Source organism: Streptomyces sp. NPDC056480, from assembly GCF_042795405.1.
Lineage (GTDB): Bacteria > Actinomycetota > Actinomycetes > Streptomycetales > Streptomycetaceae > Streptomyces.
Genome location: NZ_JBHTSA010000103.1, coordinates 1 through 22,929, shown reverse-complemented (window position 1 = coordinate 22,929; position 22,929 = coordinate 1). Strand labels below are relative to the sequence as shown.

The 22,929-nt window shown below is 71.1% G+C and carries 22 protein-coding genes and 1 pseudogene; 7 read left to right on the top strand and 16 right to left on the bottom strand.

Annotation, left to right across the window (positions count from 1 at the left end):
- The first annotated feature begins 52 nt into the window (after positions 1–52).
- Positions 53–1,639: an AbfB domain-containing protein gene (locus ACFQ79_RS31910; RefSeq protein ID WP_383589918.1), complete on the top strand. Its 1,587-nt coding sequence runs from the start codon at positions 53–55 to the stop codon at positions 1,637–1,639.
- A gap of 83 nt (positions 1,640–1,722) precedes the next feature.
- Here the strand turns inward: ACFQ79_RS31910 and ACFQ79_RS31905 are convergent, their stop codons facing one another.
- The 4 genes from ACFQ79_RS31905 to corA form a co-directional block, all read right to left on the bottom strand.
- Entirely contained in the window at positions 1,723–2,049 is a 327-nt protein-coding gene (locus tag ACFQ79_RS31905; RefSeq protein WP_383589916.1) for a DUF1048 domain-containing protein, read from the bottom strand.
- Between the two features lies 1 nt (position 2,050).
- A complete protein-coding gene (locus ACFQ79_RS31900; RefSeq protein ID WP_383589914.1) occupies positions 2,051–2,407 on the bottom strand; it encodes a DUF1048 domain-containing protein in 357 nt (118 codons plus the stop codon).
- Positions 2,404–2,730 carry a PadR family transcriptional regulator gene (locus ACFQ79_RS31895; protein WP_383589912.1) on the bottom strand — a complete coding sequence of 109 codons (327 nt, stop codon included), beginning with the start codon at positions 2,728–2,730 and terminating at the stop codon, positions 2,404–2,406. The genes ACFQ79_RS31900 and ACFQ79_RS31895 overlap by 4 nt, the downstream gene beginning before the upstream one ends.
- 175 nt (positions 2,731–2,905) lie before the next feature.
- Positions 2,906–3,988, bottom strand: coding sequence for a magnesium/cobalt transporter CorA (gene corA / locus ACFQ79_RS31890; protein ID WP_383589930.1), 1,083 nt, complete (start codon positions 3,986–3,988; stop codon positions 2,906–2,908).
- A gap of 382 nt (positions 3,989–4,370) precedes the next feature.
- Between corA and ACFQ79_RS31885 the strand changes: the two genes are divergently transcribed.
- Positions 4,371–5,039: a DUF4097 family beta strand repeat-containing protein gene (locus tag ACFQ79_RS31885; protein WP_383589910.1), complete on the top strand. Its 669-nt coding sequence runs from the start codon at positions 4,371–4,373 to the stop codon at positions 5,037–5,039.
- A gap of 206 nt (positions 5,040–5,245) precedes the next feature.
- Here the strand turns inward: ACFQ79_RS31885 and ACFQ79_RS31880 are convergent, their stop codons facing one another.
- From ACFQ79_RS31880 to ACFQ79_RS31860, 5 genes are all read right to left on the bottom strand, one after another.
- The gene (locus ACFQ79_RS31880; protein WP_383589908.1) at positions 5,246–6,082 is read right to left on the bottom strand and encodes an alpha/beta fold hydrolase; all 837 of its coding nucleotides are present in this window, start codon (positions 6,080–6,082) and stop codon (positions 5,246–5,248) included.
- Positions 6,079–6,672 (bottom strand): TetR/AcrR family transcriptional regulator, encoded by a 594-nt coding sequence (locus ACFQ79_RS31875; protein ID WP_383589906.1) that lies wholly within the window; start codon positions 6,670–6,672, stop codon positions 6,079–6,081. Before ACFQ79_RS31875 ends, ACFQ79_RS31880 begins: the two co-directional genes overlap by 4 nt.
- Before the next feature lie 128 nt (positions 6,673–6,800).
- Positions 6,801–7,235, bottom strand: coding sequence for a hypothetical protein (locus ACFQ79_RS31870; RefSeq protein ID WP_383589905.1), 435 nt, complete (start codon positions 7,233–7,235; stop codon positions 6,801–6,803).
- Between the two features lie 58 nt (positions 7,236–7,293).
- Positions 7,294–7,581, bottom strand: a complete 288-nt coding sequence (locus tag ACFQ79_RS31865; protein WP_383589932.1) for a hypothetical protein — start codon at positions 7,579–7,581, stop codon at positions 7,294–7,296.
- A gap of 295 nt (positions 7,582–7,876) precedes the next feature.
- Complete coding sequence (locus tag ACFQ79_RS31860) at positions 7,877–9,163, bottom strand: hypothetical protein (protein WP_383589903.1); 1,287 nt, start codon at positions 9,161–9,163, stop codon at positions 7,877–7,879.
- A 1,534-nt stretch (positions 9,164–10,697) separates the two neighbouring features.
- On the opposite strand from ACFQ79_RS31860, the gene ACFQ79_RS31855 reads away from it, so the two are divergent.
- From ACFQ79_RS31855 to ACFQ79_RS31845, 3 genes are all read left to right on the top strand, one after another.
- Entirely contained in the window at positions 10,698–12,560 is a 1,863-nt protein-coding gene (locus ACFQ79_RS31855; protein ID WP_383589901.1) for a TerD family protein, read from the top strand.
- A gap of 217 nt (positions 12,561–12,777) precedes the next feature.
- Entirely contained in the window at positions 12,778–13,644 is an 867-nt protein-coding gene (locus ACFQ79_RS31850) for a MerR family transcriptional regulator (RefSeq protein ID WP_383589900.1), read from the top strand.
- Between the two features lie 54 nt (positions 13,645–13,698).
- Positions 13,699–14,034, top strand: a complete 336-nt coding sequence (locus tag ACFQ79_RS31845; RefSeq protein ID WP_383589898.1) for a YnfA family protein — start codon at positions 13,699–13,701, stop codon at positions 14,032–14,034.
- A gap of 39 nt (positions 14,035–14,073) precedes the next feature.
- Here the strand turns inward: ACFQ79_RS31845 and ACFQ79_RS31840 are convergent, their stop codons facing one another.
- The 3 genes from ACFQ79_RS31840 to ACFQ79_RS31830 all read right to left on the bottom strand — a co-directional run bounded on the left by ACFQ79_RS31840 (position 14,074) and on the right by ACFQ79_RS31830 (position 16,083).
- Positions 14,074–14,892 carry a sulfite exporter TauE/SafE family protein gene (locus ACFQ79_RS31840; RefSeq protein ID WP_383589896.1) on the bottom strand — a complete coding sequence of 273 codons (819 nt, stop codon included), beginning with the start codon at positions 14,890–14,892 and terminating at the stop codon, positions 14,074–14,076.
- A gap of 109 nt (positions 14,893–15,001) precedes the next feature.
- The gene (locus ACFQ79_RS31835) at positions 15,002–15,745 is read right to left on the bottom strand and encodes a cation transporter (protein WP_383589894.1); all 744 of its coding nucleotides are present in this window, start codon (positions 15,743–15,745) and stop codon (positions 15,002–15,004) included.
- 2 nt (positions 15,746–15,747) lie between these two features.
- On the bottom strand, positions 15,748–16,083 hold the full coding sequence (locus ACFQ79_RS31830) for an ArsR/SmtB family transcription factor (RefSeq protein ID WP_383589893.1): 336 nt from the start codon (positions 16,081–16,083) through the stop codon (positions 15,748–15,750).
- 86 nt (positions 16,084–16,169) lie between these two features.
- Between ACFQ79_RS31830 and ACFQ79_RS31825 the strand changes: the two genes are divergently transcribed.
- Together ACFQ79_RS31825 and ACFQ79_RS31820 are read left to right on the top strand one after the other, a co-directional pair.
- The gene (locus ACFQ79_RS31825; protein WP_383589891.1) at positions 16,170–16,736 is read left to right on the top strand and encodes a Chromate resistance protein ChrB; all 567 of its coding nucleotides are present in this window, start codon (positions 16,170–16,172) and stop codon (positions 16,734–16,736) included.
- A gap of 38 nt (positions 16,737–16,774) precedes the next feature.
- The gene (locus ACFQ79_RS31820) at positions 16,775–17,920 is read left to right on the top strand and encodes an MFS transporter (protein ID WP_383589928.1); all 1,146 of its coding nucleotides are present in this window, start codon (positions 16,775–16,777) and stop codon (positions 17,918–17,920) included.
- Positions 17,921–18,119: 199 nt separating this feature from the next.
- Here the strand turns inward: ACFQ79_RS31820 and ACFQ79_RS31815 are convergent.
- From ACFQ79_RS31815 to ACFQ79_RS31800, 4 genes and pseudogenes are all read right to left on the bottom strand, one after another.
- Positions 18,120–18,922: pseudogene (locus ACFQ79_RS31815) on the bottom strand (sigma factor).
- A complete protein-coding gene (locus ACFQ79_RS31810) occupies positions 18,919–19,302 on the bottom strand; it encodes a VOC family protein (RefSeq protein WP_383589889.1) in 384 nt (127 codons plus the stop codon). The pseudogene ACFQ79_RS31815 and the gene ACFQ79_RS31810 overlap by 4 nt, the downstream one beginning before the upstream one ends.
- A gap of 277 nt (positions 19,303–19,579) precedes the next feature.
- Positions 19,580–22,123, bottom strand: coding sequence for an ATP-binding protein (locus tag ACFQ79_RS31805; protein ID WP_383589887.1), 2,544 nt, complete (start codon positions 22,121–22,123; stop codon positions 19,580–19,582).
- 22 nt (positions 22,124–22,145) lie between these two features.
- Entirely contained in the window at positions 22,146–22,838 is a 693-nt protein-coding gene (locus ACFQ79_RS31800; RefSeq protein WP_383589885.1) for a response regulator, read from the bottom strand.
- Positions 22,839–22,929: the final 91 nt, after the last annotated feature.

The window sequence follows — 22,929 nt, the reverse complement described above, 5'->3', positions numbered from 1 at the left end:
CCGCACGCACTGTGTCGTCGGTCCACGGCGACGAAGGGGTTTCGACATCAGCATGAACACCAAGCACATGACGTCCGCGTGGATGCGGCGGACCGTTTCCCGCGGACTGGTCACCGCGACCGCGCTGGCGGCGGTGACCGGCACGGTGGTGCCGGGCACCGCCATGGCCGACACGTCCGCCGGGACGCCGGACATGGCGGCCCGCGCGGCCGGCATCGGCACGACCGACACGCAGCGGGTGGAGGCCGCGGCCGTGGTCCGACTGGATCCGACGCCGGACGTGCTCCTGCTCAGCGACTACGACTTCGTGCACGCGCTGTGGCAGAAGGCCCGCGACGCGGGCGAGAGGCTCGACGCGGTACGGACGGCGGCGGAGCGGGCCATGGCCGGCACGGCGGCCGAGGGCCACGTGCGGTTCATCGTCACGGGCGTCCACGAGGCGTACCGGCTCGACCAGCAGCGCGAGCGGGAGAAGGCCGAGGCAGAGCGCGTCGCACGGTTCGCCAGGTCGCAGGTGCTGCTGGCCATCGGCATACCCAGCACGCCTGAGCTGCTCGCGCTGACGGACGACAACTTCGTCCGCGCGGTCGCGAGGCACCCGGCGTCCGGTCCCGAGGTGCGGGCCGCTGCGCTGAAGGCGCTGGTCGGCGAGGCGGCGGACTGGCGGGAGTTCATCGTCAACGGCGCCCGTGAGGCGCACAAGCGTGACGTGGCCAAGGAGTTGGAGGAGCTGGAGGAGCAGAACCGCAAGGAGGCCGAGCGCCGCAGGGAACTCGCCGCGCGCACCAACACCGCCGCCCTGTTCCGCATCACGCCGTCCCCGGCCATGCTCACGCTGAGCGACGACAACTTCATCCGCGAACTCCTGCGTGTGGCCCCGGCCGATCTCAAGGGCTCCGAGCTGCTCGCCGCCGCCCAGCGCGCGGCGCTGAGCTCGAACCCCGTGGACTGGAAGACGTTCATCCACACCGGCACCGAGGCCGCGTACAAGCAGGACGACGAGAACCGCCGCAAGAAGCTCGCGGCGGCCAATCGCACGCTCGCCCTGCAGATCCAGGCCGCCGCGGAGAACAGCGGCGTGAACCCCCACCTGGTGGCCGCCGCGAGGAAGGTGCTCGCCGGCACCGACGACGCCGCCGTGGCCGACTTCCTCAAGGAGGACACGCAGTACCGGCTCAAGCGCCAGTCCCTCCGGTCGGCGGACAACAAGCTGACGGGCTGGTTCGCCCGCCAGTCCGGCCCGGACGGCGGCGAGGGGTTCCTCGGCCCCGTGGACGCCAGGAGCGGGCAGGCCGACCGCGAGGACGCCACCTGGGTCGTCGTGCCCTCCCTCGCCGGTCTGCCCGGCTGCTACTCCTTCGAGTCGGTCAGCAGGCCGGGCCACTACCTGAAGGCCGACAAGCCGTCGCTGCGCGTGCGGATCGCACCGGACGACCGCAGCGGGGCCTTCCGGCAGAGCGCGACCTGGTGCGCGACCAAGGGCCAGAGCGGCTCCGGTACGTCCTTCAAGTGGGCCGTCGGGCCCGAGGAGCGCTCTCTGCGCCACATCGCCGGCGAACTGTACGTGGCGCAGCACTACACCACCGACGACGCCCGTCAGGCATCCAGCTGGCAGATCGCCGCCCCGCTCGCCCCCTGAGCGGCCCCGCCTCCGGCTCTCGCCGGTCCTGTCCCCCCTGCCCGTCCGGCGCGCTCCGCGCCGGGCGGGTACTTCCCGGGTCCCTACTTCCCGGCCGTGCCGGCTTCCCCGCCGATGGACTCCTGGTGGACGTCCGCGTGGGTGCGCACGTCCTTGACCAGGTCGTCGCAGAACGCGGCGACGTCGTTGCCGATGAGGTCCAGGACACCCCTGCCCGAGGCGGCGCCCTCCTCGAAGAAGTCGACGATCCCGGGGAGCAGGGGGCCGTCGGGCAGGTCGACCGGTCCGACCTTGAAGAAGTACTTCTCCATCTCCTTGTAGACGATCCGATAGTCCGGCGGGAGTGCGTCGACCCGAGCCCTGTGCGCCCGCCACTGCTTCTTGCCCTCGATGATGTCCTGGATGCCCATGTCAGCCTCCCAGCCGGCTCAGTTTCCTTGCGACGTTCCTGTTCAACTGCTCGCGCCACCGGTCGCGATAGGTGCGAGCGCCTTCTCCACCGGCCAGCGCCGTGCAGAAGCCCCGGATGTCGTCGCCGAGGACCTCGTGGACGCCCCGCCCCTCCGCCGCCGTCACTTCGAGCAGCCCCAGGGCGCCGTCGAGGATCGGCATCAGGTTGCGGCCGGTGAGGTCTCCGTGGGGGAAGAGGTGGCACTTGATCTGTTCCCACGCGGCGCGGTGGTCGTCCGGCAGGGCTTCGGCCCGGACTTCGAACGCCTTCCATTCCCTGCTGAGGTCGCTGCCGGTGATGGTCTCCCAGAAGTTCATCTCCCGCCCTCCTTGAGCCTGTCGATGCGTGATGAGACGTACTGCCACTTCGCCCAGAACTTCGCGAGTTCCTCGCGCCCGGCGTCGTTGAGTGCGTAGAACTTGCGCGGCGGACCGACGCCGGACGGCCGCTTCGTCACCTGGACGAGCCCGTTCCTCTCCAGTCGCAGCAGGATGGTGTACACCGTCCCCTCGACCACGTCGGCGAAGCCGAGTTCGTTCAGCCGACGGGTGATGGCGTACCCGTAGGTTTCCTCGCTGCCGATGATTTCGAGCACGCACCCTTCGAGCGTGCCCTTCAGCATCTCCGTCAGGTCATCCATCCCGAGCCCTCCTCGGCCCCCAGCGGTACTGCGTAGCACCGAGTACCACTACACGGTATCACCGAGTAGTGAGGGCGCGCCGAAGCCTGCACGGAAGGCGGGCTCCACACCGTCCCGCGCCTTGAGCCCGGACAAGGCGGGATCCGCACCGTCCCGCACCTTGCGCCGGGAGGGGTCAGAGCCAGCCGTTGCGGCGGAAGCCCCGATGGATGACGAAGCAGGCGACGACCATGACGCCGAGGACCATGGGGTAGCCGTAGGTCCAGCGCAGCTCGGGCATGGTGTCGAAGTTCATGCCGTAGACGCCGCAGACCATGGTCGGGACCGCGATGATGGCGGCCCAGGCGGTGATCTTGCGCATGTCCTCGTTCTGCGCGACGGTCACCTGCGCGAGGTGGGCCTGGAGGATCGAGTCGAGGAGCGTGTCGTACGAGGCGACCTGCTCGTTGACCCGCGCCAGGTGGTCGGTCACGTCACGGAAGTACGCGCGTATCTCCGCCGCGACCATCGGCAGCGGCTCGGTCGCGAGGCGCTGGAGCGGACGGCCCAGCGGCGCCACGGCCCGCTTGAGTTCGAGGAGCTCTCGCTTGAGCTGATAGATCCGGCCTACGTCACTCCGGTGGCCCTGCTCGGAGAAGACCGCGGTCTCGATGGCGTCCAGATCGTCCTGTACGGCCTCGGCCACGGCGAGGTAGTCGTCGACGACGTGGTCCGCGATCGCGTGCAGCACCGCGGAGGGCCCCTTGGCCAGCTGCTCCGGCTCCGATTCCAGGGCCTCGCGGAGCGGGCCGAGCGAACCATGCCCTCCGTGGCGGATCGTGATCACGAAGTCGGGCCCGGTGAAGGCCATCAGCTCGCCCGTGTCCACCACCTCGCTCGACGCGGTGAGCTCCTCGTGCTCCACGTAGCACACCGTCTTGAAGACGGCGAACAGCACGTCGTCGTACTGCTCCAGCTTCGGCCTCTGATGGGCGTGGACGGCGTCCTCCACCGCGAGCGGGTGCAGCCCGAACAGCTCGGCCAGCCCCGCGAACTCCTTCTCCTCCGGTTCGTGCAGACCGATCCACACGAACCCGTCACCCGACTTGCGCACGCGCCGCACGGCCTCCTCGACCGACCGGCCCCCGTCCTGCCGCACTCCGTCGCGGTAGACGACGCAGTTGACCACCGTGCTGCCGAGCGGCGAGCGCGCCGGGTGACTGAGGTCCACGGCACGCCGGTACGTGCGGCGGACGGCGCTGCGCAGGCGGTGAATCATCGACACGGGGTGCTCCTTCGGCAGATCGCGGGCCAGTCTGCCACCAGCCCCTTTGCGGACGACAGGCAGTCACACCCGCGTGCGGGGCGCACACCCGCCCGCACGCAGGGACGGAGACCGCGCCGGCGCAGCCGCCGAGCGACGGACCCACCGGGACAGGCCACGGAGGACCGTCGCGTTCACTCACAGTCCATTGCAACACAAGGAGAGCGTGCTGTTGCATTAGAGTTCAGGCCATTGCAATGAAATCCCGCAACTGACCTGCAAATATGGCGACTTCCCCAGGGCTGGCGATTGCCAGACGACCGAACGCAACGTAGCTTTTCCTCTATCGGAAACAGCGCGGCGAACAAGCGCCCGCTACGGAAGAAGGAGCAGTACCGTGCAGAACTTCGACACCCCCGCCGCGATCGTCACCCTCCTCGCCGTCCCCGCCGGCCGCATCCGTATCGTCGCCGCCGAGCGCACCGACACCACCGTCGAGATCGTGCCCGCCGATGCCTCCAAGAGCCGCGACGTGAAGACGGCCGAGCAGACCGAGGTCACCTACGCCGACGGCGTCCTGCGCATCGAGGTCCCCAAGCCGAAGAACGGCAGCGCCTTCGGGAACACCGGCTCCATAGAGGTGACGGTCCAGCTGCCCGTCGGCTCCCGCGTCGAGGCCGAGGCCGCCGCCACCGAACTCAGCACCGTCGGACGCCTCGGCGACGTCGCCTTCCAGGGCGCCTACCACCAGATCAAGATCGACGAGGCCGCGAGCCTGACCCTCACCGCGGCCGACGGCGACATCGAGGTCGGCCGCCTCACCGGCTCCGCCGAGATCACCACCGCCCGCGGCGACATCCGCATCGCCGAGGCCGCCGGCGGCACGCTCGCCCTGACCACCCAGAAGGGAGACATCACGGTCGGCGCCGCGGCCGGTGTCTCCGCCGTCCTCGACGCCGGCACCGCCTACGGCCGCGTCGCCAACTCCTTGAAGAACGACGGCACTCCCGGCCTGAGCATCCGCGCCACCACCGCCTACGGCGACATCGCCGCCCGAAGTCTCTGAAGCACGCCCCCCGCGCCCCGCAAGGCGCTCCGCGAGGCGGAGCCGGCGGGGCGCGGTGCACGGCCGGCGCAACACCCTTCTGCAGTACTGGCGGGCGGCCGCGGTCAAGGCTCTCGGGAACACCGCCGGGACGAGAGCCACGGCCAGTTGCCGCTGTGTCGTTCAGTGGCCATCTCGGGTGGGGCGCCGCCCCGGGTGATCCGGATCTAGGCTCGGAAGGCCTTCCGAAGGAGTTCGCCGAACTCGGCGGGGTGTGTGGTCAGGCCGGTGTGCCCGCCGGGGAAGTGCCGGAGTTCCATGGCGAGATGCTCGGCCAGGAAGGCGGCCGGTCGATAGAGCAGCTCACCGCGTGAATCCTGGCCGCAGGCGAGCACGAGCCGGTCCGACAGTGCCTCCAGCCGGTGGATCTCCGGGACGTAGGACATGAAGCTTGGCACGATGCGCCCAACGAAGTAGGGCAGGTTGGCCATCGTCTGCTCAACTCGCTTCGCTGCCTGCGGCGGAAGCGTGGTCTCGACCTTCGGCTCGGTCGTGTCGCCGGCCTTCCTCAGACCCGCGGCGAGCACAGCCATCGCCGGCATGAGCCCTTCTGCGTGGAACGTCGCCTGTACGCGCGCGATGAGCACGCGATGTTCGGGGGCGTCCGGCAGGACCTCCACGACGGGCGGCTCGTGCGCGATGAGGCGTTGGACGCGTTCGGGATGGGCGGTGAGCAGGTGCAGGGCGGTGATCGCGCCCGAGCTGGAGCCGAAGACGCGCGCGGGCTCATCGGGCGTCAGCTGTTCCAGTATCCGGAAGGCGTCGTCGGCGTGTTCGGCCACGCTCTGCTCGGCTTCGGGGTCGTCCAGCGTGCTTCCTGACATGCCGCGCGGGTCGTACGTCGCGACGGTGTATTCGGCGGCCATGTCGTCGGCGATCGCGTCGAAGGAGGCCGCGCCGCCCGTCCCTCCGGGGATCAGCAGCAGGAGCGGGCCCTGGCCGCGCACTTCGTAGCGCAGGGTCGCGCCGTTCACGCGCAGGGTGGCGACGGTCGGGGTGGTCATGCGGAATCTCCTTCTCGGGCCGGGGGCCAGTGCTCCAGGAGGGTGTGGAGGGCGTCGAGGGTGCGGACCCAGGACTGCTGCGGCGAACGCTCGTGCGCGAACCCGCCCGCGGCCTCCAAGGCGACGAAGCCGTGGAACGTGCTGCGCAGCAACCGGACCGCGTCGGTCAGGTCGGGCTCGGTCAGTCCGTAGCCGCGCAGCATGCCGTAGGTGAGCTCGACCGCGCGCCGTGGTCCGGGCGCCTTCGCGGCCAGTTCGGGGTCGATCCGGATCGGAGTCTGCGTCGCCGTGTAGCGGCCCGGATGCGTGTGGGCGTAGTCCCGCCATGCGTCGGCGAACGCGACCAGCGCTTCCTTGCCTGCCCGTCCGGCGGTCGCCTCCGCGATACGGATGGTCTTCTCGTCCGCCGCCAGCAGGGCAATCCGGCCGCGCAGATCCTCGAGGCCTCGGACATGCGAGTAGAGGCTCGCATCCTTCACACCCAGCCGCCGCGCCACCTGCGACATGGTCACCTGGTCGAGCCCGACCTCGTCCGCCAGCTCGGCGCCCGCGACCGTCACCCGCTCAGCCGTCAGCCCTGCCCTCGCCATGCACCCTCCCCACCGATCCTAGGGCCTCTAGGTATAACCTAGAGGCCCTAGGAATGCCAACCAGGGGGTGCGTCTCCGGCTTCCGCGCGCGCTGCCCGCATGCCGACCGAGCTGCTGACGAAGGAGTCTCAGTCGACAAGGTCCCTCGCTTCGTAGCCGGCCAGCCCCATGGCAAGCAGTGGCGGTACCAGCGCGTTCAAATACCACGCCATGTCAGTCAGTGCTGGGGCTTCTGCGAGCCCTCGGCGGTCGATCGTCGGGATGAAGGAGCAGTGCGATCGGCCAGCCCGAAGAAGTAGCTGGCCACCGGTGCCCGCAGCGGAGTGATAGATGCAGACGCCGACGAGGTGGTCGGTGTTGTCCGGTGAATCCACCACGGTCAGGACCTCGGCTGCCTGGTCGGCTGAAGTCGACTGCCAGTCGAACAGGTCGTCGTTGTTGACCATGTAGGAGATCCCGAGCGGCTCCTGTAGCGACCACCCCTCACCGGCCAGAGCTCGCACCACGGCGTCTACTGTGACGGGACGTGCGAACACGAGATCGATGTCGGCGGTCCTGGACATTCACGGCTCCTGCAGTGGGGTTACTCGATGTTGCAACCGTTTCACGCGTTGACGTCGGTCAGGGAGCGAAGAGCACTCGTTCCCTCAGGAGTACGAAGCCGGCTCGGCCGAACATCTGGCGTCTGAGCATCTTGATGCGGTTGACGTTCCCTTCCACGACGCCCGAGTTGCAGGGCAGCGTGAGCCCTGCGATGACGGCGGCCCGGTCGTCGCGATCGATGTCGGCGGCGCGGGTGTGGAGACCGGGCAGGTCGTCCTGGCGGTCCGCATCGAGCCACTCGGGCAGCCGGTGGCGAACCGCTGCCCGCGCTGCCGGCCTCCCTTCGCGCGTCGGCGAGACTCGCACTGGACCGGGTTCTCCAAGGCGGATCAGAAAGGGCAACCGGCTGGGTGGACAGCGCCGACGCCGACCGTTGGCGCCAGGACGTGCGACAGATCGTCCAAGCACTCGAAACGCCCCCGATCGCTCATCGTGACCGCTTCACGGAAGTCGTGCCAGACCCCGTTCTCATGAACAGAGCCACTTGGAGGCCATGCCCCGTGCACTGCTCCAGAACGAGCGTCCCGGACCGACTCGGACCCCGTGCCTCGTCCTCCCGCAGGCGCGGGAGGACGAGGGGGCCGGGCGGTGCCAGGTCGGGTCAGAGGATCGTGTCGTAGATGTCCCAGTCCCAGCCGATCTTCCTGCGGGTCGGCCCCGGGACGAGGTCGTCGCCGGCGCGGTTCACACCTTCGTAGAGCCAGAGGTAGCCGTCCTTGTCGCGGGCGAGGTAGTCGCCGTCGCGGGAGCCGGCGACGTTCTGCACGTAGACGATGTGGTCGTAGGCGTTCCAGCCACCGCCCACCCGCGTTCTCGGTGCGAAGTCGGGGTACTTCTGCCAGGCCGGGACGTACGACCAGAGCACTCCGGACGTGTCGCGCGCGACGGCGCCGTAGAGGTACCCCTTGCCCACGATGGCGTTGTACGTGTTCCAGCCGCCGCCTATGCGCCGACGCTGCTCGAAGGGGGCCGGAGGGCCGAGCCTCTTCTGCGAGTAGTCCCACAGGACCCCGGCCTTGTCCCGGGCGATGAGGCTCGAACCCCTGTTGGCGATCGCGGTGTACGTGTTCCAGCCGCCGCCCACGCGGACGCGTGCCTTGAACGGGGCATCCGGGTTGCCGGAGCCCTCGTAGAACCAGAGGACACCGGCCTTGTCCCGGGCCACGAGGTCGCCCTCGCCCGACGCCGTCCGATCTCCCAGCGGGGCGATCAAGGTGTAGGCGTTCCAGCCGCCGCCGATGCGCTCACGGGTCTTGAGCGGCTTGTCGGGGCGGCCCGAGCTCTCGTACTGCCAGAGCACGCCGGCCTTGTCGCGGGCGAGGACCGTGGTCCGCCGGTAGTTCTCGGGAGTGCCCTTGGCGAAGTGGAAAGCGACAGGGCCGGTGCCGATCACTGCCCCGGCCCCGTCGGTCACTTCGAGGGTGGCCGCCAGGTTTCCCATCACGGCGGTACGGCTGTCGGCGTCGACCCGGACGTCATAGGTGACCGTGGTGGCGGACTCGGTGGCCGGGAACACGACCTCGTTGCCCGGACTGTCCCACGGGCAGGGCCAGAAGGCACCGCCGTTGACGGAGCAGGTCGGGGTGACGGGCTCGTAGGCGGGGGTGTCGAAGTCGGGGAACTCCCAGGTCGGATTCGGCAGGAGCAGCCGCGCCATGACGGGGCCGGTGTGGCCCGCCGGGAGAGTGACCCTGATCCGGGTCGTCACCGCCGCCTCCTCGCCGGAGGGCACCACCAGCGGTCCGCCCTCCTGAACGACCGTGGCGGTCCCCGTCGGCGCCACAGCCCTCAAGGGAGCGGCGACGGCTGCCGCCCCGCCCAGTGCCGCGGGTGCGACACCGACGGCCAGTACCGTCGCGATCGCCAGAACCACATGCTTGCCTGTCACGAATCTCCCCAGGAGTCCTGGGACACGAGGGGGAGCCATCGCACTCCCCCCTCGCGTCCGGGTCACCTCTTGGACCATCGACGGAACCGGAGGGTTGCGTCAGAGCATGGATCCGAAGCCGACCGTCACCGGGCCGCGGACCTCATCTGCACTCGGAAGCCGTGATCGTGATGCACGCCGGGCTCTCCTCCGGGCGAAGTCCGGCGTTCGCACGGCACGTTGCGCAACCTGGTCCGCGTGGTTGCCGTACTACCGGACGCCTGGCTCAGGACTGCGGCCCGCGGGTTCGGTCCCGGTCCGCGAGAACTGACGCCGCGCCAGCCCCGATTCGTACCCGACCACCGGAGGATCCGATGGCGCACCTGATCTTCGACGAGGACGAGGCGCGGCAGCTCCGCGGGTCCGCCCGTGAACGCACGCTGCCGGCGAGGGACTGCCTGCCTACGTGCTGGAGCAGCCGACGGCCGAAGGGATCGACCTGTCGAAGGCCACCCCGTAGGCGGACGTCCAGGCCCGCCACGGGCCCGGCAACACGGACGCCGCCCGTACGACCGGCGCCGCTTGATGGCGCCGAAGCACGACCCCCGGCGCGCCCACGTCGTCCTCCACTACGTCGCGGAACGGCAGATCGACGGATGTCCTACGCAGATCGAGAGGTGCTGGACGCCGTGATCGTCAGGCTGTCCCTGGACCATCGGATCGACACCCGGGGCGACGGGAAGCTGCAGTGGGAGTACCGCGACGGCCGAGCCCGGGTCGTGTACGTCCCCACCGTCGTCGGAACGATCACCCTCGTCGCGTACCTCGAAGTCGACCGAGTCGTCGCCGAACCCGTCAAGGCCGGAGCACGCGCCGTCGTTCGTCCGGGTCACCCACGTCCGGGACCGGCGGACCGGCGGCTGGTGCCCACTAGGTGGCCGTGGGCGGTGAGCCGACTGGCCGTTGGAGCGCTCCTTGTGTGCCGATCCGGCGCAGACCGTGGCCGCTTCGAACCGCCCGACAGGGGCTGGCTCAAACCGTCACCGCCACCCCGGCCGGGCCTGGTCGCCGTCCTCATCCGCGCCACTCGCCGCCGGACCGCGCGGGCCGCCGTCAGTGGCCGCCGACAAGATCATCGGTACGGTCTTCCGCACGCAGCACCCTGGCCCCGGAAACGATCACCGAGTACCCCGACGGCCTCGACCTCAGCCCGGAGCTCCAGCCGGCGGTGAACGACGCCAGCAGGCGGCGAGCGGCCGGCGTCGACCTGGACGCCGGATGGGCGGACCACCCGCGGGGCTTCTACGACGCGGTGCTGGCCGACGCGCTGTGGCCGACTCCCGCATGCCGGGCGTCTCGCCCGGTGGAACGGATGATTCCTGCCACGCCGAGGGGGCGGGGCGCCGGGCGAGAGGGTGCCGGTCCTCGATGATGGTGGGTCGGCGGCAGAGGGGACCCGGCGCCGGCCCTGGACGGCACCCCGGCCAGGGGGAGCGAAGCTCCGGCATCGGCGACGGAAGGCTGACAGACTCTCCGCAGCAGCGAGGGAGGCTCCATGGGTTTCGGGTTCCGCGTGGGTGTGCCGGGACTGAGCGTCCGCGTCTCGACCAGGGGCGTACGAACCTCCGTCGGGCCCCGGATGGCACGCGTGAGCGTGGGCGGCGGGCGGACGACGCTCTCGTCGGGCATGGGGCCCCTGTACGCCTCCACCGCCCTGGGCGGTGGGCGCCGTCGGACCACGACGAGCCGCTCGTCACGCTCCGGCTCGCGCCCGCGGGCCGCCGTACCCTCGGGCGCGCAACTGGAACGGGCACGCCGACAGGCCGAGCGGGCCCAGCAGGAGGCGGAACGCGATGCGGCCATCGCACATCTGCGAGAACTGCGACAGCAGATGACCAGCGTGCACCTGGAGTCCTTCTCCCCCGCCCACCCGCCGGTGGTGCCCGAGCCGCCGCAGCTGGGACTGCCCTGGGCGCTGGCCGAGGCCAGAGCGTTCCATCTGGCGGGACTCGGCGTGTTCGCCCGTGCAGAGCGTGCGGAGGCGAAGCGGCGGGCCGAGCGGGACGCGCCGCTCTACCTGGCCGCCGAGCAGGCGCGGTTGCACGGCGTCTTCGCCGCTTTGACCACCGAGGCACACCAGTGGTGGCAGGCCCTCGTCTCGAACGACGAGGCGACCGTGTGCGAGACGGTCGCCTACGCCTTCTCCGACAATCCTGCCGCCGGCTGTGCGGTCGGGGTGGACGGCTCCGTCATGTCCGTGGTGATGCGGCAGCCCGACATCGACTCGCTGCCCGATCGGACTCCTGGCGTCACCTCCGGCGGGCGCCCCACGCTGAAGACGCTGACGAAGCGCGACCGGGTCCTGTGGTGGCTCACGGCCATGGGCTCCAACGTCATCGCCACCCTCAAGGAGGGCTTCGCCGTCGCCCCGGGAATCACCGCGATCGACCTCGCGGTGATCACCCGCATGCCGGACACCCAGCGGCTGGGGTTCGTGGCGTACGGACGGTGGACCCGCCAGGCCATCGAGGCCGGCTCCTGGCGCCGGCCGGAGGACGCGCTACGGTTCCTCGACATCGGCCAGGACGTCGCCTGCGCCGTCGCCACGACCGCCGCCGGAAACCTGTCGAGCACCATCAAGCCGCTCGACACCGGCCGTCTGCCCGGCCTCCAAGCGCTGCTCGACCACGCCCAGGACGACGCCACCTCGGTCGACGCCACACTCGCGGGCCTGGACGGCGACCTCCTCGCCGACGTTCCCGGTGCCCGGGATGCGCCGACCGCAGCCCCCTATCGGATCCACACCTTCGCCGAGTGGAGGGACCGAACCCCGTCCGCGGCCCGGCCGCCCGCCGTCGACGAACCCGTGCGCGCCGCCCCCGCCGCGCTCGCGCCGGGGCAGAACCTCACCCTGCCCGACGAAGCGTGGGAGGGGCTGAACATGACGTTCAGCTTCGACGGCGCAGACGCCGACCTCACGCTCTTCCTCACCGACGCGCATGGTCGGGTCGCCTCCGACGAGGACTTCGTCTTCTACAACCAGCCTTCCGCCGCTGACGGAGCCGCACGCCTCCTGGGGAAGCAGAACGATGGCACGCACACCGTCGAGCGGGCCGTCGTCCACCTCACCGCCTTGCCCGAGCACATCCAGCGCATGACGATCGCGATCAACATGGATGTCGACACCGGTCTGACGTGCGGCTCCCTCACCCACGCAGAACTGTCCCTGGGGTGCGCCGCCGCGGCCTGGTCCTTCCGGCCACCCGCCGATCCCGCGATCCGGGCGATGGTCGTCGCGGAGCTGTACCGGCACAGGTCCACCCAGGGTCTGCCCGTATGGAAGCTCCGAGCCGTCGGCCAGGGGTGGGCAGACGGACTCGACGGCTTGGCCAGAGCGCACGGAGTCGACGTGACTTAGAGCTCCGCGCAGCAGCCGTGGCCGTGGCCGTAGCCGTGGTCCTGGCCCTGGCCCTAGCCCAGGCGTCACCGCCTTCCTTGGCGGCGAAGCCTGCACGTTCACGAGGCATCGGACGTCGTGAGGCCCGCGCCGGATCAGGGGTGCAGACGTGGCGTCGGCGGAGCGCACGGGTTCCGGCTTGACCTTCGACCCAGGTCGAAGGTCTACCGTCGGTGGTGTGAGCACGATGCGGATTTCCCAGCTCGCTGAACGCTCCGGCGTGCCGGCGACCACTCTGCGCTTCTACGAGGGCGCCGGGCTCCTGCCCGCGGACAGGACCTCGTCCGGCTACCGGCTGTACGGCGAGGACGCGGTCGAGCGGTTGTCCTTCATCGGCGCGGCCAAGCACCTGGGGCTGCCGCTGGAGGAGATCGGCGAGCTGTTGGCGGTGTGGGAATCCGGTGCCTGCCGGGACGTGAAGGCCGATCTTCGGCCGCGGATCACCGCCCGCCTGGCCGAGGCCGAGTCCCGGGCCGCCGAGCTGGCCGCGTTCACAGCCTCCCTGCACACGGCCTTGGAGCACCTCGACGCACTGCCTGATCGCGCGAGCCCCTGCGATCCCGAATGCGGCTTCCTCGGCACGTCGGCTCCGCCCGCTGCCGGCATCCGGCCGGTGGACATGGTGCCGGCGCCCAGTCGTCAGGTCGCGGGGACCCTCGTGGACGGGCTCCCGGCGCCCAGCCGTCAGGTCGCGGGGACCCCCGTGAACGTGCTCCCGGCGCCCAGCCGTCAGCCCGCCGGGACGGAGGGGTGGCGGACGGCGCCAGTGGCCTGTTCCCTGACCGGCGAAGGCCTGCACGAGCGGACCGCGCAGTGGCGCGAGGCGGTCGACGGCGCCGTGCGGACCGCGGTGCCCGACGGGTTGCGGCTGACCATGCCCGTAGACCGGACGGCGCGGGTGGCGGAACTGGCGGCGGCCGAGCAGCGGTGCTGCCCGTTCTTCGACTTCCGGCTCCATCTCGACGGCCCGCACCTGCACTTGGAGGTCCGCGCGCCTGCCGACGGCGCCCAGCTGCTCGCCGGCCTGTTCGGCCCCTCCACCTGACCCGCGCCCTCCTCTTCCCCATCCGCTTCCCCCTGCTCCCGGAGAGTCCCTGCCGTGCTCGTCGCCCGTTCCATGGCCCTGTTCGCCGTCGCCGCACTGTTCGAGATCGGAGGCGCCTGGCTGGTCTGGCAGGGCATCCGCGAGCACAAGGGCTGGATCTGGATCGGCGCCGGAGTCATCGCGCTCGGACTGTACGGGGTGGTGGCCACGCTCCAGTCCGACGACGACTTCGGCCGCATCCTCGCCGCGTACGGCGGAATCTTCGTGGCCGGGTCGATCGCCTGGGGCATGGTCGCCGACGGCTACCGCCCCGACCGGTACGACGTCATCGGTGCGCTCGTCTGCCTCGCCGGCATGGCCGTCATCATGTACGCCCCACGCGGCAACTGACCCGCGGAGCATCGTCCCGGGCCGGGCATCGTGACCCGGTCAGTCGTGGCGGGCGAGCTTGGCGGCGGAGACGAGCAGGATGACCGCCAGCGCGGGGATGAGCACCAGGTCCGGGAACACGCCGAGGAGGAGTCCCCCCAGCACCGCGCCGACGATGGAACCTGCGGCCATGATCATGGTGAAGCGGAGGTTGGCGCCGAGGACGGCGAAGCTGCCGTCTCGGCTGTAGCGGGCGAAGGCGACGAGCATGGTCGGCAGCGAGACCAGCAGGGAGAGGCTGCCTGCGGTTCTGATGTCCTCGCCGAACAGCAGCACGATCGTGGGGATCAACAGCTCACCTCCGGCGACACCCATGATCGCGGCGACCACGCCGATGCCGAAGCCAGCCATGACACCTGCGGGCACCTGGGCCCACAGCGGCAGGTCGAGGGTGCCCAGGCTGGTGGTGTGCGTCAGCAGCAGCGCACCTGCCATGAGCACCATCAGGGCCGCCAGCACCTTGTAGAGGGTGGCACCGCGCATCCGTACCGCCCAGGTCGCTCCGGCCCAGGCGCCCAGCAGGCTGCCGGCGAGCAGGTTGACCGCGACCGGCCACCGGGCGGCGACGTCGGCGGCCGGGACCGCGGCCAGGCGGGCGGGCAGCGCGACCAGGACCACGACCAGACTCATGGCCTTGTTCAGAATGACCGCCGAGAGCGCGGCGAACCCGAACAGGCCGATCAGCAGCGGCAGGCGGAACTCCGCGCCGCCCAGGCCGATCATCCCGCCCAGGACGCCGATGGCCGCGCCGGAACCGAACACCACGGGCGCCGGGCGGGTGGCACGGAGGGGGACGAGCGGGTGATCGATGCTGGTCATGAACGGCATCCTCGCCGCCGCCGAGGACCGGCGGCTACGGCACGTCCTCATCTTCGGGTGAAGGCACCGTGTTCCCCGGGCGGGAGCTGTCGGGACCTCCAGACGCCGGTCAGCAGCAGGTGCAGCCCGGCTTGCAGCCGCACGCGTCCGCGTCGGCAGCCTTGGCCGGGGCCGGGGTGCGGGCCGGCGTGTGGGCCGGGGTGTGGGCGGTGGGTGCGCAGCAGCCCTTGCCCTGCCAGGCGTCGCGGCCTTCCTTGACGGCGATGGCGGCGATGACGAGGGCGGCGATCGGGTCGGCCCAGGACCAGCCCAGGGTGGCGTTGAGGATCAGGCCGAGCAGGAGCACGGCGGACAGGTAGGTGCACAGGAGGGTCTGCTTGGAGTCCGCGACCGCGGAGGCGGAGCCCAGTTCGCGGCCCGCCCGGCGTTGGGCCGCGGACAGGAACGGCATGATCGCGAGCGAGAGGGCGGCGATGACGATGCCGAGGATCGACCGCTCCGCCTCCCCGGTGCCGGTCAGCGCGCGCACCGCGTCGAAGGAGACGTACGCGGCGAGCGCGAAGAAGGAGACCGCGATGATCCGCAGGGTGCGCTGCTCGCGGGCTTCGCGTACGGCGTGATCACGGGCGGAGAACTGCCAGGCGACCGCGGCGGCGGAGGAGACCTCGATGATCGAGTCGAGACCGAAGCCGATCAGAGCGGTGGAGGAGGCGAGGGTTCCGGCGGTGAGGGCGACGACCGCCTCGATGACGTTGTAGGCGATCGTCGCCGCGACCAGCAGGCGTATCCGCCGGGTCAGTGCGTCGCGGCGGGCCGGGGAGGGCCCGAGGGATATCGCTGTCTCGGCGGTCATGGTCAGCAGCAGCCCTTCTCGTCGGCGTCGACGCAGGTCCGGTCGGTCTCGACGGCGACCACGGCGGTGCGCAGGTCGTCCAGCGCGTGGCCGAGGCGTTCGTCGGCGAGCTCGTAGCGGGTGCGGCGGCCGTCGGGGACGGTGATGACGAGGCCGCAGTCGCGCAGGCATGCCAGGTGGTTGGACAGGCGGGTCCGTGAGACGCCGAGGGCGTCGGCGAGGTCGGCCGGGTAGGCGGGCGCGTCGCGCAGGGCGAGCAGGATGCGGCAGCGGATCGGGTCGGCGAGCGCGCGGCCGAACCTGGCCAGCACCTCGATGTCGGAGGCAACAGTCAGCACGGCATGAAGATACATGGATCCCTGAATCCAGGAAACCTTGAACTGAGGGATCGAGACGTGATGTAACGCCTGCTACATTCTCGGGCGTGACCAATGCTGAGCAGGCTTCTCGGTGGCTGATCCTGGTGATCAAGCTGCCCGCCGACCCGTCCCGGCACCGCGTGGCGGTATGGCGGGAGCTGCGCAAGATCGGCGCCCTCTCCTTGGGTCAGGGCGTCTGGGCCGTACCGGAGGTGCCGGTCTTCGCCGACGGGGTCCGGCGCGCCCTCGACCTCACCGGCAGTGCGGGCGGCCAGGGCGTGACGCTCCAGGCGTCCGGCCGCTCCGAGCAGGACGCCGCCCGGTTCCGGGAGATGTTCACCGCCGCCCGCTCCGCGGACTGGACGGAGTTCCTCGCCGACTGCGCCAAGTTCGACGAGGAGATCGCCAAGGAGATCCGGATCGCCAAGTTCACCCTGGCCGAACTGGAGGAAGAGGAGCAGAGCCTGGAACGGCTGCGTCGCTGGCACCGCGACCTGACCGCCCGGGACGTCTTCGGGGCCCCCGAGGCAGCCGAAGCCGGCCGACGGCTCAAGCAGTGTGCCGCCGCCTGCGAGGACTACGGCGAGCGCGTCTTCAACGCCCTGCACACCACCGACGAGGACCTTTCATGACGGCGCAGTCCACAGCCCCGGCCGCCCCGAGACGAGCCATGTGGCCCCTGTACGCGGCGGGGTTCACCACCGCCTTCGGCGCCCACGGAATCGCCGCCAACCTCGGCGGCTTCTCCGAGGACGCCGTCACCTCCCTCCTCGTCCTGGGCGGACTGCTCGCTCTCTACGACGGCGCCGAGGTCCTCCTCAAGCCCGTGTTCGGTTCGCTCGCCGACCGCGTCGGCGGCAGGCCCGTACTCCTCGGCGGCCTCATCGCCTTCGCCGCCGCCTCCGCGCTGTACGCGATCGCCGACAGCCCCGGCTGGCTGTGGGCCGCCCGCCTCGGCCAGGGCGCCGCCGCCTCCGCCTTCTCCCCCTCCGCGTCCGCGCTGGTCGCCCGCCTCAACCCGGCCGCCACACGCGGGCGCGCCTTCGGCTCGTACGGCTTCTACAAGTCCATCGGCTACACCCTCGGCCCGCTCCTCGGCGGTCTCCTGGTCTGGGCGGGCGGCCTGCGCCTGCTGTTCACGGTCATGGCCCTGTGCGCGGCGGCCGTCGCCGTGTGGGCCGCGCTCGCGGTGCCCGTCGTGCCGCCGTTGCCGCGCAAGCGGCAGACCGTCGCCGACCTCGCCCGCCGTCTGACCGACCGTTCCTTCCTCGCCCCGACCGCGGCCCTGGCCGCCGCCACCGCCGCGCTCTCCGTCGGCGTGGGCTTCCTGCCCGTCACCGGCGCCGCGGCCGGGCTCGGCACCGTCGCCACCGGCGCAGCGGTCTCCGTCCTGGCCGCCACCGCCGCCGTCGTGCAGCCGAAGGCCGGCCGTGCGCTCGACGCCGGACGTCTCACCACCCGCACCGGACTGCTCGGCGGACTGCTCATCACCGCCGCAGGCCTCGCGGCCGCCATGCTTCCCGGCCTCACCGGCGTCCTGCTCGCCGCCGCCCTCATCGGAACCGGCACCGGGCTGATCACCCCGCTCGGCTTCGCCGCCCTCGCCGCCTCCACCCCCGAGGAACGCATGGGCCAGACCATGGGATCGGCCGAACTCGGCCGCGAACTCGGCGACGCCGGCGGCCCCCTGCTCGTCGCCGGCGTCGCCACCGTCTCGACCCTCACCACCGGCTACGCGGCCCTCGCCGTCCTCCTGGCAGCAGGTCCGCTGCTCGCACTGGCACTCCGCCCCCGCACGGCACCCGCGGCGGAGTAGCCCGCACGCCGGAGGGCGATCTCCGGCCACGCAGAAGGACTCACCGATCGCGGGGCGGTGAGTCCTTGAGCGCGGGGTGCGTCAGCGGAGTACGCCAGTGGGGCCCCGCGGGGTGCGTCAGCTGGGTGCGCCAGCAGGGTGCGCCGGCGGAGTGCGTCAGCGGGGCGCGCCAGTGGGGTGCATCAGCGGGGTGCGTGACTCAGCCCGCTGGCTGGTCGAGCCTGACGGCACCGGCTCGGTCCGGGGCGGGCAGAGGGATCGAGGCGAGTCTGGCCGGGTCGACGACGATGCGGATGCCTGCGATCCGGCCTTCGCTGACGGTGAAGGCGATGGCGGAGAGAGGGGTTCCGTCGGGGCTCCAGGACATGTGGCCGGGGATGCCGTCGAGCAGCACGGGTCGTTGGCGGGCGACCTCGCCGGAGAACATGCGGGCGCCGGCGGCGACTTGGGTGGCGCCGAGGGTGACGACCACGCCGTCGGGGGTGCCGACGGTCAGCTTCACGTTCGGGTCGAGGACACGCAGGAGCGCTTCGAAGTCACCGCTGAGCGCGGCGGCGCCGAAGGCCCGGACGGCCTCTCGGTGCTCGCGGCCGGGGCCCGTCGTGCGGTCCGCGGCTTGGACCTTGCGGCGGGCACGGCTGGCGATCATCTTGGTGGCGTCGGCGGATTTGCCCAGGATGTGGCCAGCGCCACCAGCTCGTCCGGCGCGGGGTCATCGTCGGGCGTCACCACGAGGTTCGCGAACTCCTCCTCGTAGGCGCTTTCGGGCCGGGCTCGGCGGGACCTCAGGACATCCAGGCTGATTCGGCCGACCACGGTGGTCAGCCAGCCGGCCAGGTTGCCGATCGTCGCCGCGTCCTGACGGGCGAGTCGTATCCAGGCCTCCTGGACCACGTCCTCGGCATCGGCATGCGAGCCCAGCACGCGGTACGCGACGGCACGCAGCCGGTCGCTCTGGGCTTCGAACGCCTCGGCCACGGGACCGGAGGGGTGAGCGGTCACGGCTTGAGCTGCTGACGGAGCGAGATCTGGTTGCCGTCCGGGTCCACCGCCTCGACGCGGACGCCGAACGGATAGTCCACGGGTTCGGGCTCTTCGAAGAGGACGCCGCGCCGGCGCATGATCTCGAAATCCTTTCGCACGTCCTCGGATTCGAGGATCAGCGGACCGGGCGCGCCCGCTCCGCCCGGCTGCCCTGCGGCCGCCGCGTGCGACCACAGGATGATCTGTACCGGGCTGCCGGGAACACCGACGGTGAGGAAGCGTCCGTCGGGCCCCGGGAAGTCGAGCCGCTTCTCCAGACCGAGCCCCTCGGTGTAGAAGTCCAGCGCGCGGTCCTGATCGGTGACGTAGACCGTCACGTACATGATGTTGGTCAGCATCCTGCTCTCGATTCGATCGCCGGTGTTCCGACCGCTCGCATCCGGTCGTCACACCCATGACGCACGCCGACGGGCGAAGGTAACAGGACGGTTCGCCGCAACGTCACCAGCCATGGACCGGTTTCACCCGGCGTTCGCACCGCTCCGGTCAGGTCTGTGGCGACGTCAGGTCTCAAGGGGGACTGCGGAGAACGGCTGGGCGGCGCGGATGCCCCCGGCCTCGTCCGGGGTGAGAGGGTGAGGAAGCCCTCGCCCGCCCGCCCCCGGCGCGCCCGTGTCAGGTGGTCGCCTCGGCCGCCAGTTCGGGGACCGACGGCACACCGCCGACGGCCATCCGCAGGGTGACCGTCATGGTGAGCCCTCCTCCGGGGGTGTCCTCTGCCGTCACAGTTCCTCCCATCGCCTCCACGAACCCCCGCGCCACCGCAAGGCCGAGACCGACGCCCGTGCCGCGAGGGGCGTCGCCGTAGCGTTGGAAGGCGCCGAATATCCGGTCCTTGGCCTCGTCCGGGACTCCGGGGCCGCGATCGACGACCCGGAGTTCCACCCGGTCGGCCAGGGCGCTCGCCGCGACGAGGACGGGCTGTCCGGGCGGGCTGTACTTGACCGCGTTCTCGACGATGTTGGCGACGGCCCGTTCGAGCAGACCGCGGTCGACGGCCACCATCGGGAGCGTCTCGGGAATGTCGAGCTCCACGCTGTCCTCGGGGACTCCGAGCAACGCCATCGGGACGACCTCGTCGAGGTCGGTCTCCCGGATGACGGCGGTGACCGTGCCCGTCTCCAGGCGGGAGACGTCCAGCAGGTTGCCGACCAGGTGGTCGAGGCGGTCGGCGCCCTCCTCGATGCCTTCGAGGAGTTCGGCCCGGTCGTCCTCCGACCACTCGACGTCGTCGGAGCGCAGCGACGTGACCGATGCCTTGATGCCCGCGAGCGGGGTCCGCAGGTCGTGGCTGACGGCGGCGAGGAGCGACGTACGGATCTTGTTGCCCTCCGCCAGCTTCCGGGCCTCCTCCGCCTCGCCCACAAGTCGCTGCCGGTCGAGGACGACGGCGGCCTGGGCCGCGAAGGCGCCCAGCACACGCCGGTCCTCCGCCGGCAGCACCCGCCCGGTCAGCGCGAGCGCGAGGTGGTCGCCGACCGGCATGTCGACGTCCGCGTCCTCCGGCCGGTCGCACGGGCTGTGGCCGACGACGGCGACGCAGGACCACGGTTCCGTCTCGTCGGGGCGTTCCAGAAGGGCCACCGACTCCATGGAGAAGCTCTCCCGGACCCGTTCGAGGAGCGCCTCAAGGGTCGTCTCGCCCCGCAGCACGCTCCCGGCGAGGAACGAGAGGGTCTCCGACTCGGCCCGCAGCCGGGCGGCCTGATGCGTCCGGCGCGCCGCCAGGTCCACGACCGAGGCCACCGAGATCGCCACTCCCACGAAGATCGCCAGGGCGACGATGTTGCGCGGGTCGGCGATGGTGAGCTCGTGGATCGGCGGGGTGAAGAACCAGTTCAGGAGCAGCGATCCGAAGGCCGCGGAGGCCAGGGCGGGCTTGAGTCCGCCCAGGAGCGCCGCCGCGACGGTGAGCGTGAGGTAGAGGAGGACGTCGTTGGCCAGGCCCACGTCGGGCGCGGCGGTGCTCAGTAGCAGCGTGAGCACGGCCGGACCGGCCAGGCCGACGAGCCAGCCCCAGATGGTCCGCGACCGGCCGAGTCGGGCGCCCCCCGGACCCGGGAGCCGACGGCCCTTGGCGGCCTCGTCGTGAGTGACGATGTGGACGTCGAGGTCCGGACCTGACTCGCGGGCGACCGTGGCGCTGACACCGGGTCCCAAGAGGTACTGCCAGGACCGGCGGCGGCTCACCCCGAGCACGATCTGGGTGGCGTTCACCCCGCGCGCGAACTCGAGCAGCCCGGCGGAGACGTCGTCGCCGACGACGTGATGGAAGGTGCCGCCCAGGTCCTCGACGAGGGTCCGCTGGACCGCCAGCTCCTTCGGCGACGCCGAGGTCAGACCGTCGCTGCGCGAGATGTAGACGGCGAGGACCTCGCCGCCCGCGCCCTTCTCGGCCAGCCGTACGGCACGGCGTATCAAGGTCCGGCCCTCCGGCCCGCCGGTGAGCCCGACGACGATCCGTTCCCGGGAGCCCCAGATCTTGGAGACGCGGTGTTCGGTCCGGTACTCCTGGAGGTACTCGTCGACCCGGTCGGCGGTCCACAGCAGGGCCAGCTCGCGCAGGGCGGTCAGGTTGCCGGGCCGGAAGTAGTTGGACAGGGCCGCGTCGACCTTGTCCGGCTTGTAGATGTTGCCGTGCGCCATGCGGCGGCGGAGCGCCTGGGGCGACATGTCGACCAGCTCGATCTGGTCGGCCCGCCGGACGATCTCGTCCGGGACGGTCTCCTTCTGACGGATGCCCGTGATGGCCTCGACGACGTCCCCGAGGGACTCCAGGTGCTGGATGTTGACCGTCGACACGACGTCGATGCCGGCGGCGAGCAGCTCTTCGACGTCCTGCCAGCGCTTGGCGTTCCGCGAGCCCGGGACGTTCGTGTGCGGCAGCTCGTCGACGAGCGCGACGGCGGGCCGCCGCGCGAGCACGGCGTCCACGTCCATCTCGGTGAAGGAGGTCCCCCGGTACTCGATGGTCCGGCGCGGAATCGTCTCCAGGCCGTGCAGCATGACCTCGGTACGGGGCCGGTTGTGGTGCTCCACGAACGCGACGACGCAGTCCGTACCGCGTTCGACCCGCCGGTGCCCCTCGGAGAGCATGGAGTACGTCTTGCCGACGCCCGGCGCCGCTCCCAGGTAGATGCGCAGCTTTCCGCGTCCCATGTTCTGCGTCTCTCCTACGGCTCTACGGTTCGAACCGGTAGCCCATACCGGGTTCGGTGATCAGATAGCGGGGATGCGACGGGTCCACTTCCAGCTTCCGTCGCAGCTGGGCCATGTAGACCCGCAGGTAGTTCGTCTTCGTGCTGTAGCTCGGGCCCCACACCTCCTGGAGCAGCCGGCGCTGGCTGATGAGCCGCCCCGGGTTGCAGATCAGTATTTCCAGCAGATGCCATTCGGTCGGGGTGAGCCGTACGTCCTGGTCGACCCGCTTCACCTTCTTCGCCACCAGGTCGACGGTGAACTCGTCGGTGACGACCCGTCCGCCGCCCGTGGCCGGCGCCTCCCCCGACGCCTCCGCCGTACGCCGGGTGGCGGCCCGCAGACGCGCGAGAAGCTCGTCCATGCTGAAGGGCTTGGTCATGTAGTCGTCGGCGCCGGCGTCCAGGGCCCGGATCTTGTCCTCGGAACCGCTGCGTGCCGAGAGGACGAGCACGGGGGAACGGCTCCAGCGCCGCAACGCCCTGATGACGTCGACGCCGTCCATGTCCGGCAGCCCCAGGTCGACGATCAGTACGTCCGGTGGTTCGGCGGCGGCGAGGGAGAGTGCCGTGGCACCGTCCGGCGCCGCATCCACCACGTATCGGCGCGCCTGCAGGTTGATCACCAGCGCTCGTGCGAGCTGCGCGTCGTCCTCGACCACCAGCACCCGCGTCATCGGCGTGCTGCCTTCCTCTTGTACGTGCGGTTCGTATGGTGCGTGTAGGTCGTGTCGTCCATCGTGCTGCGGGAGCCGGCGGACCCGGGGC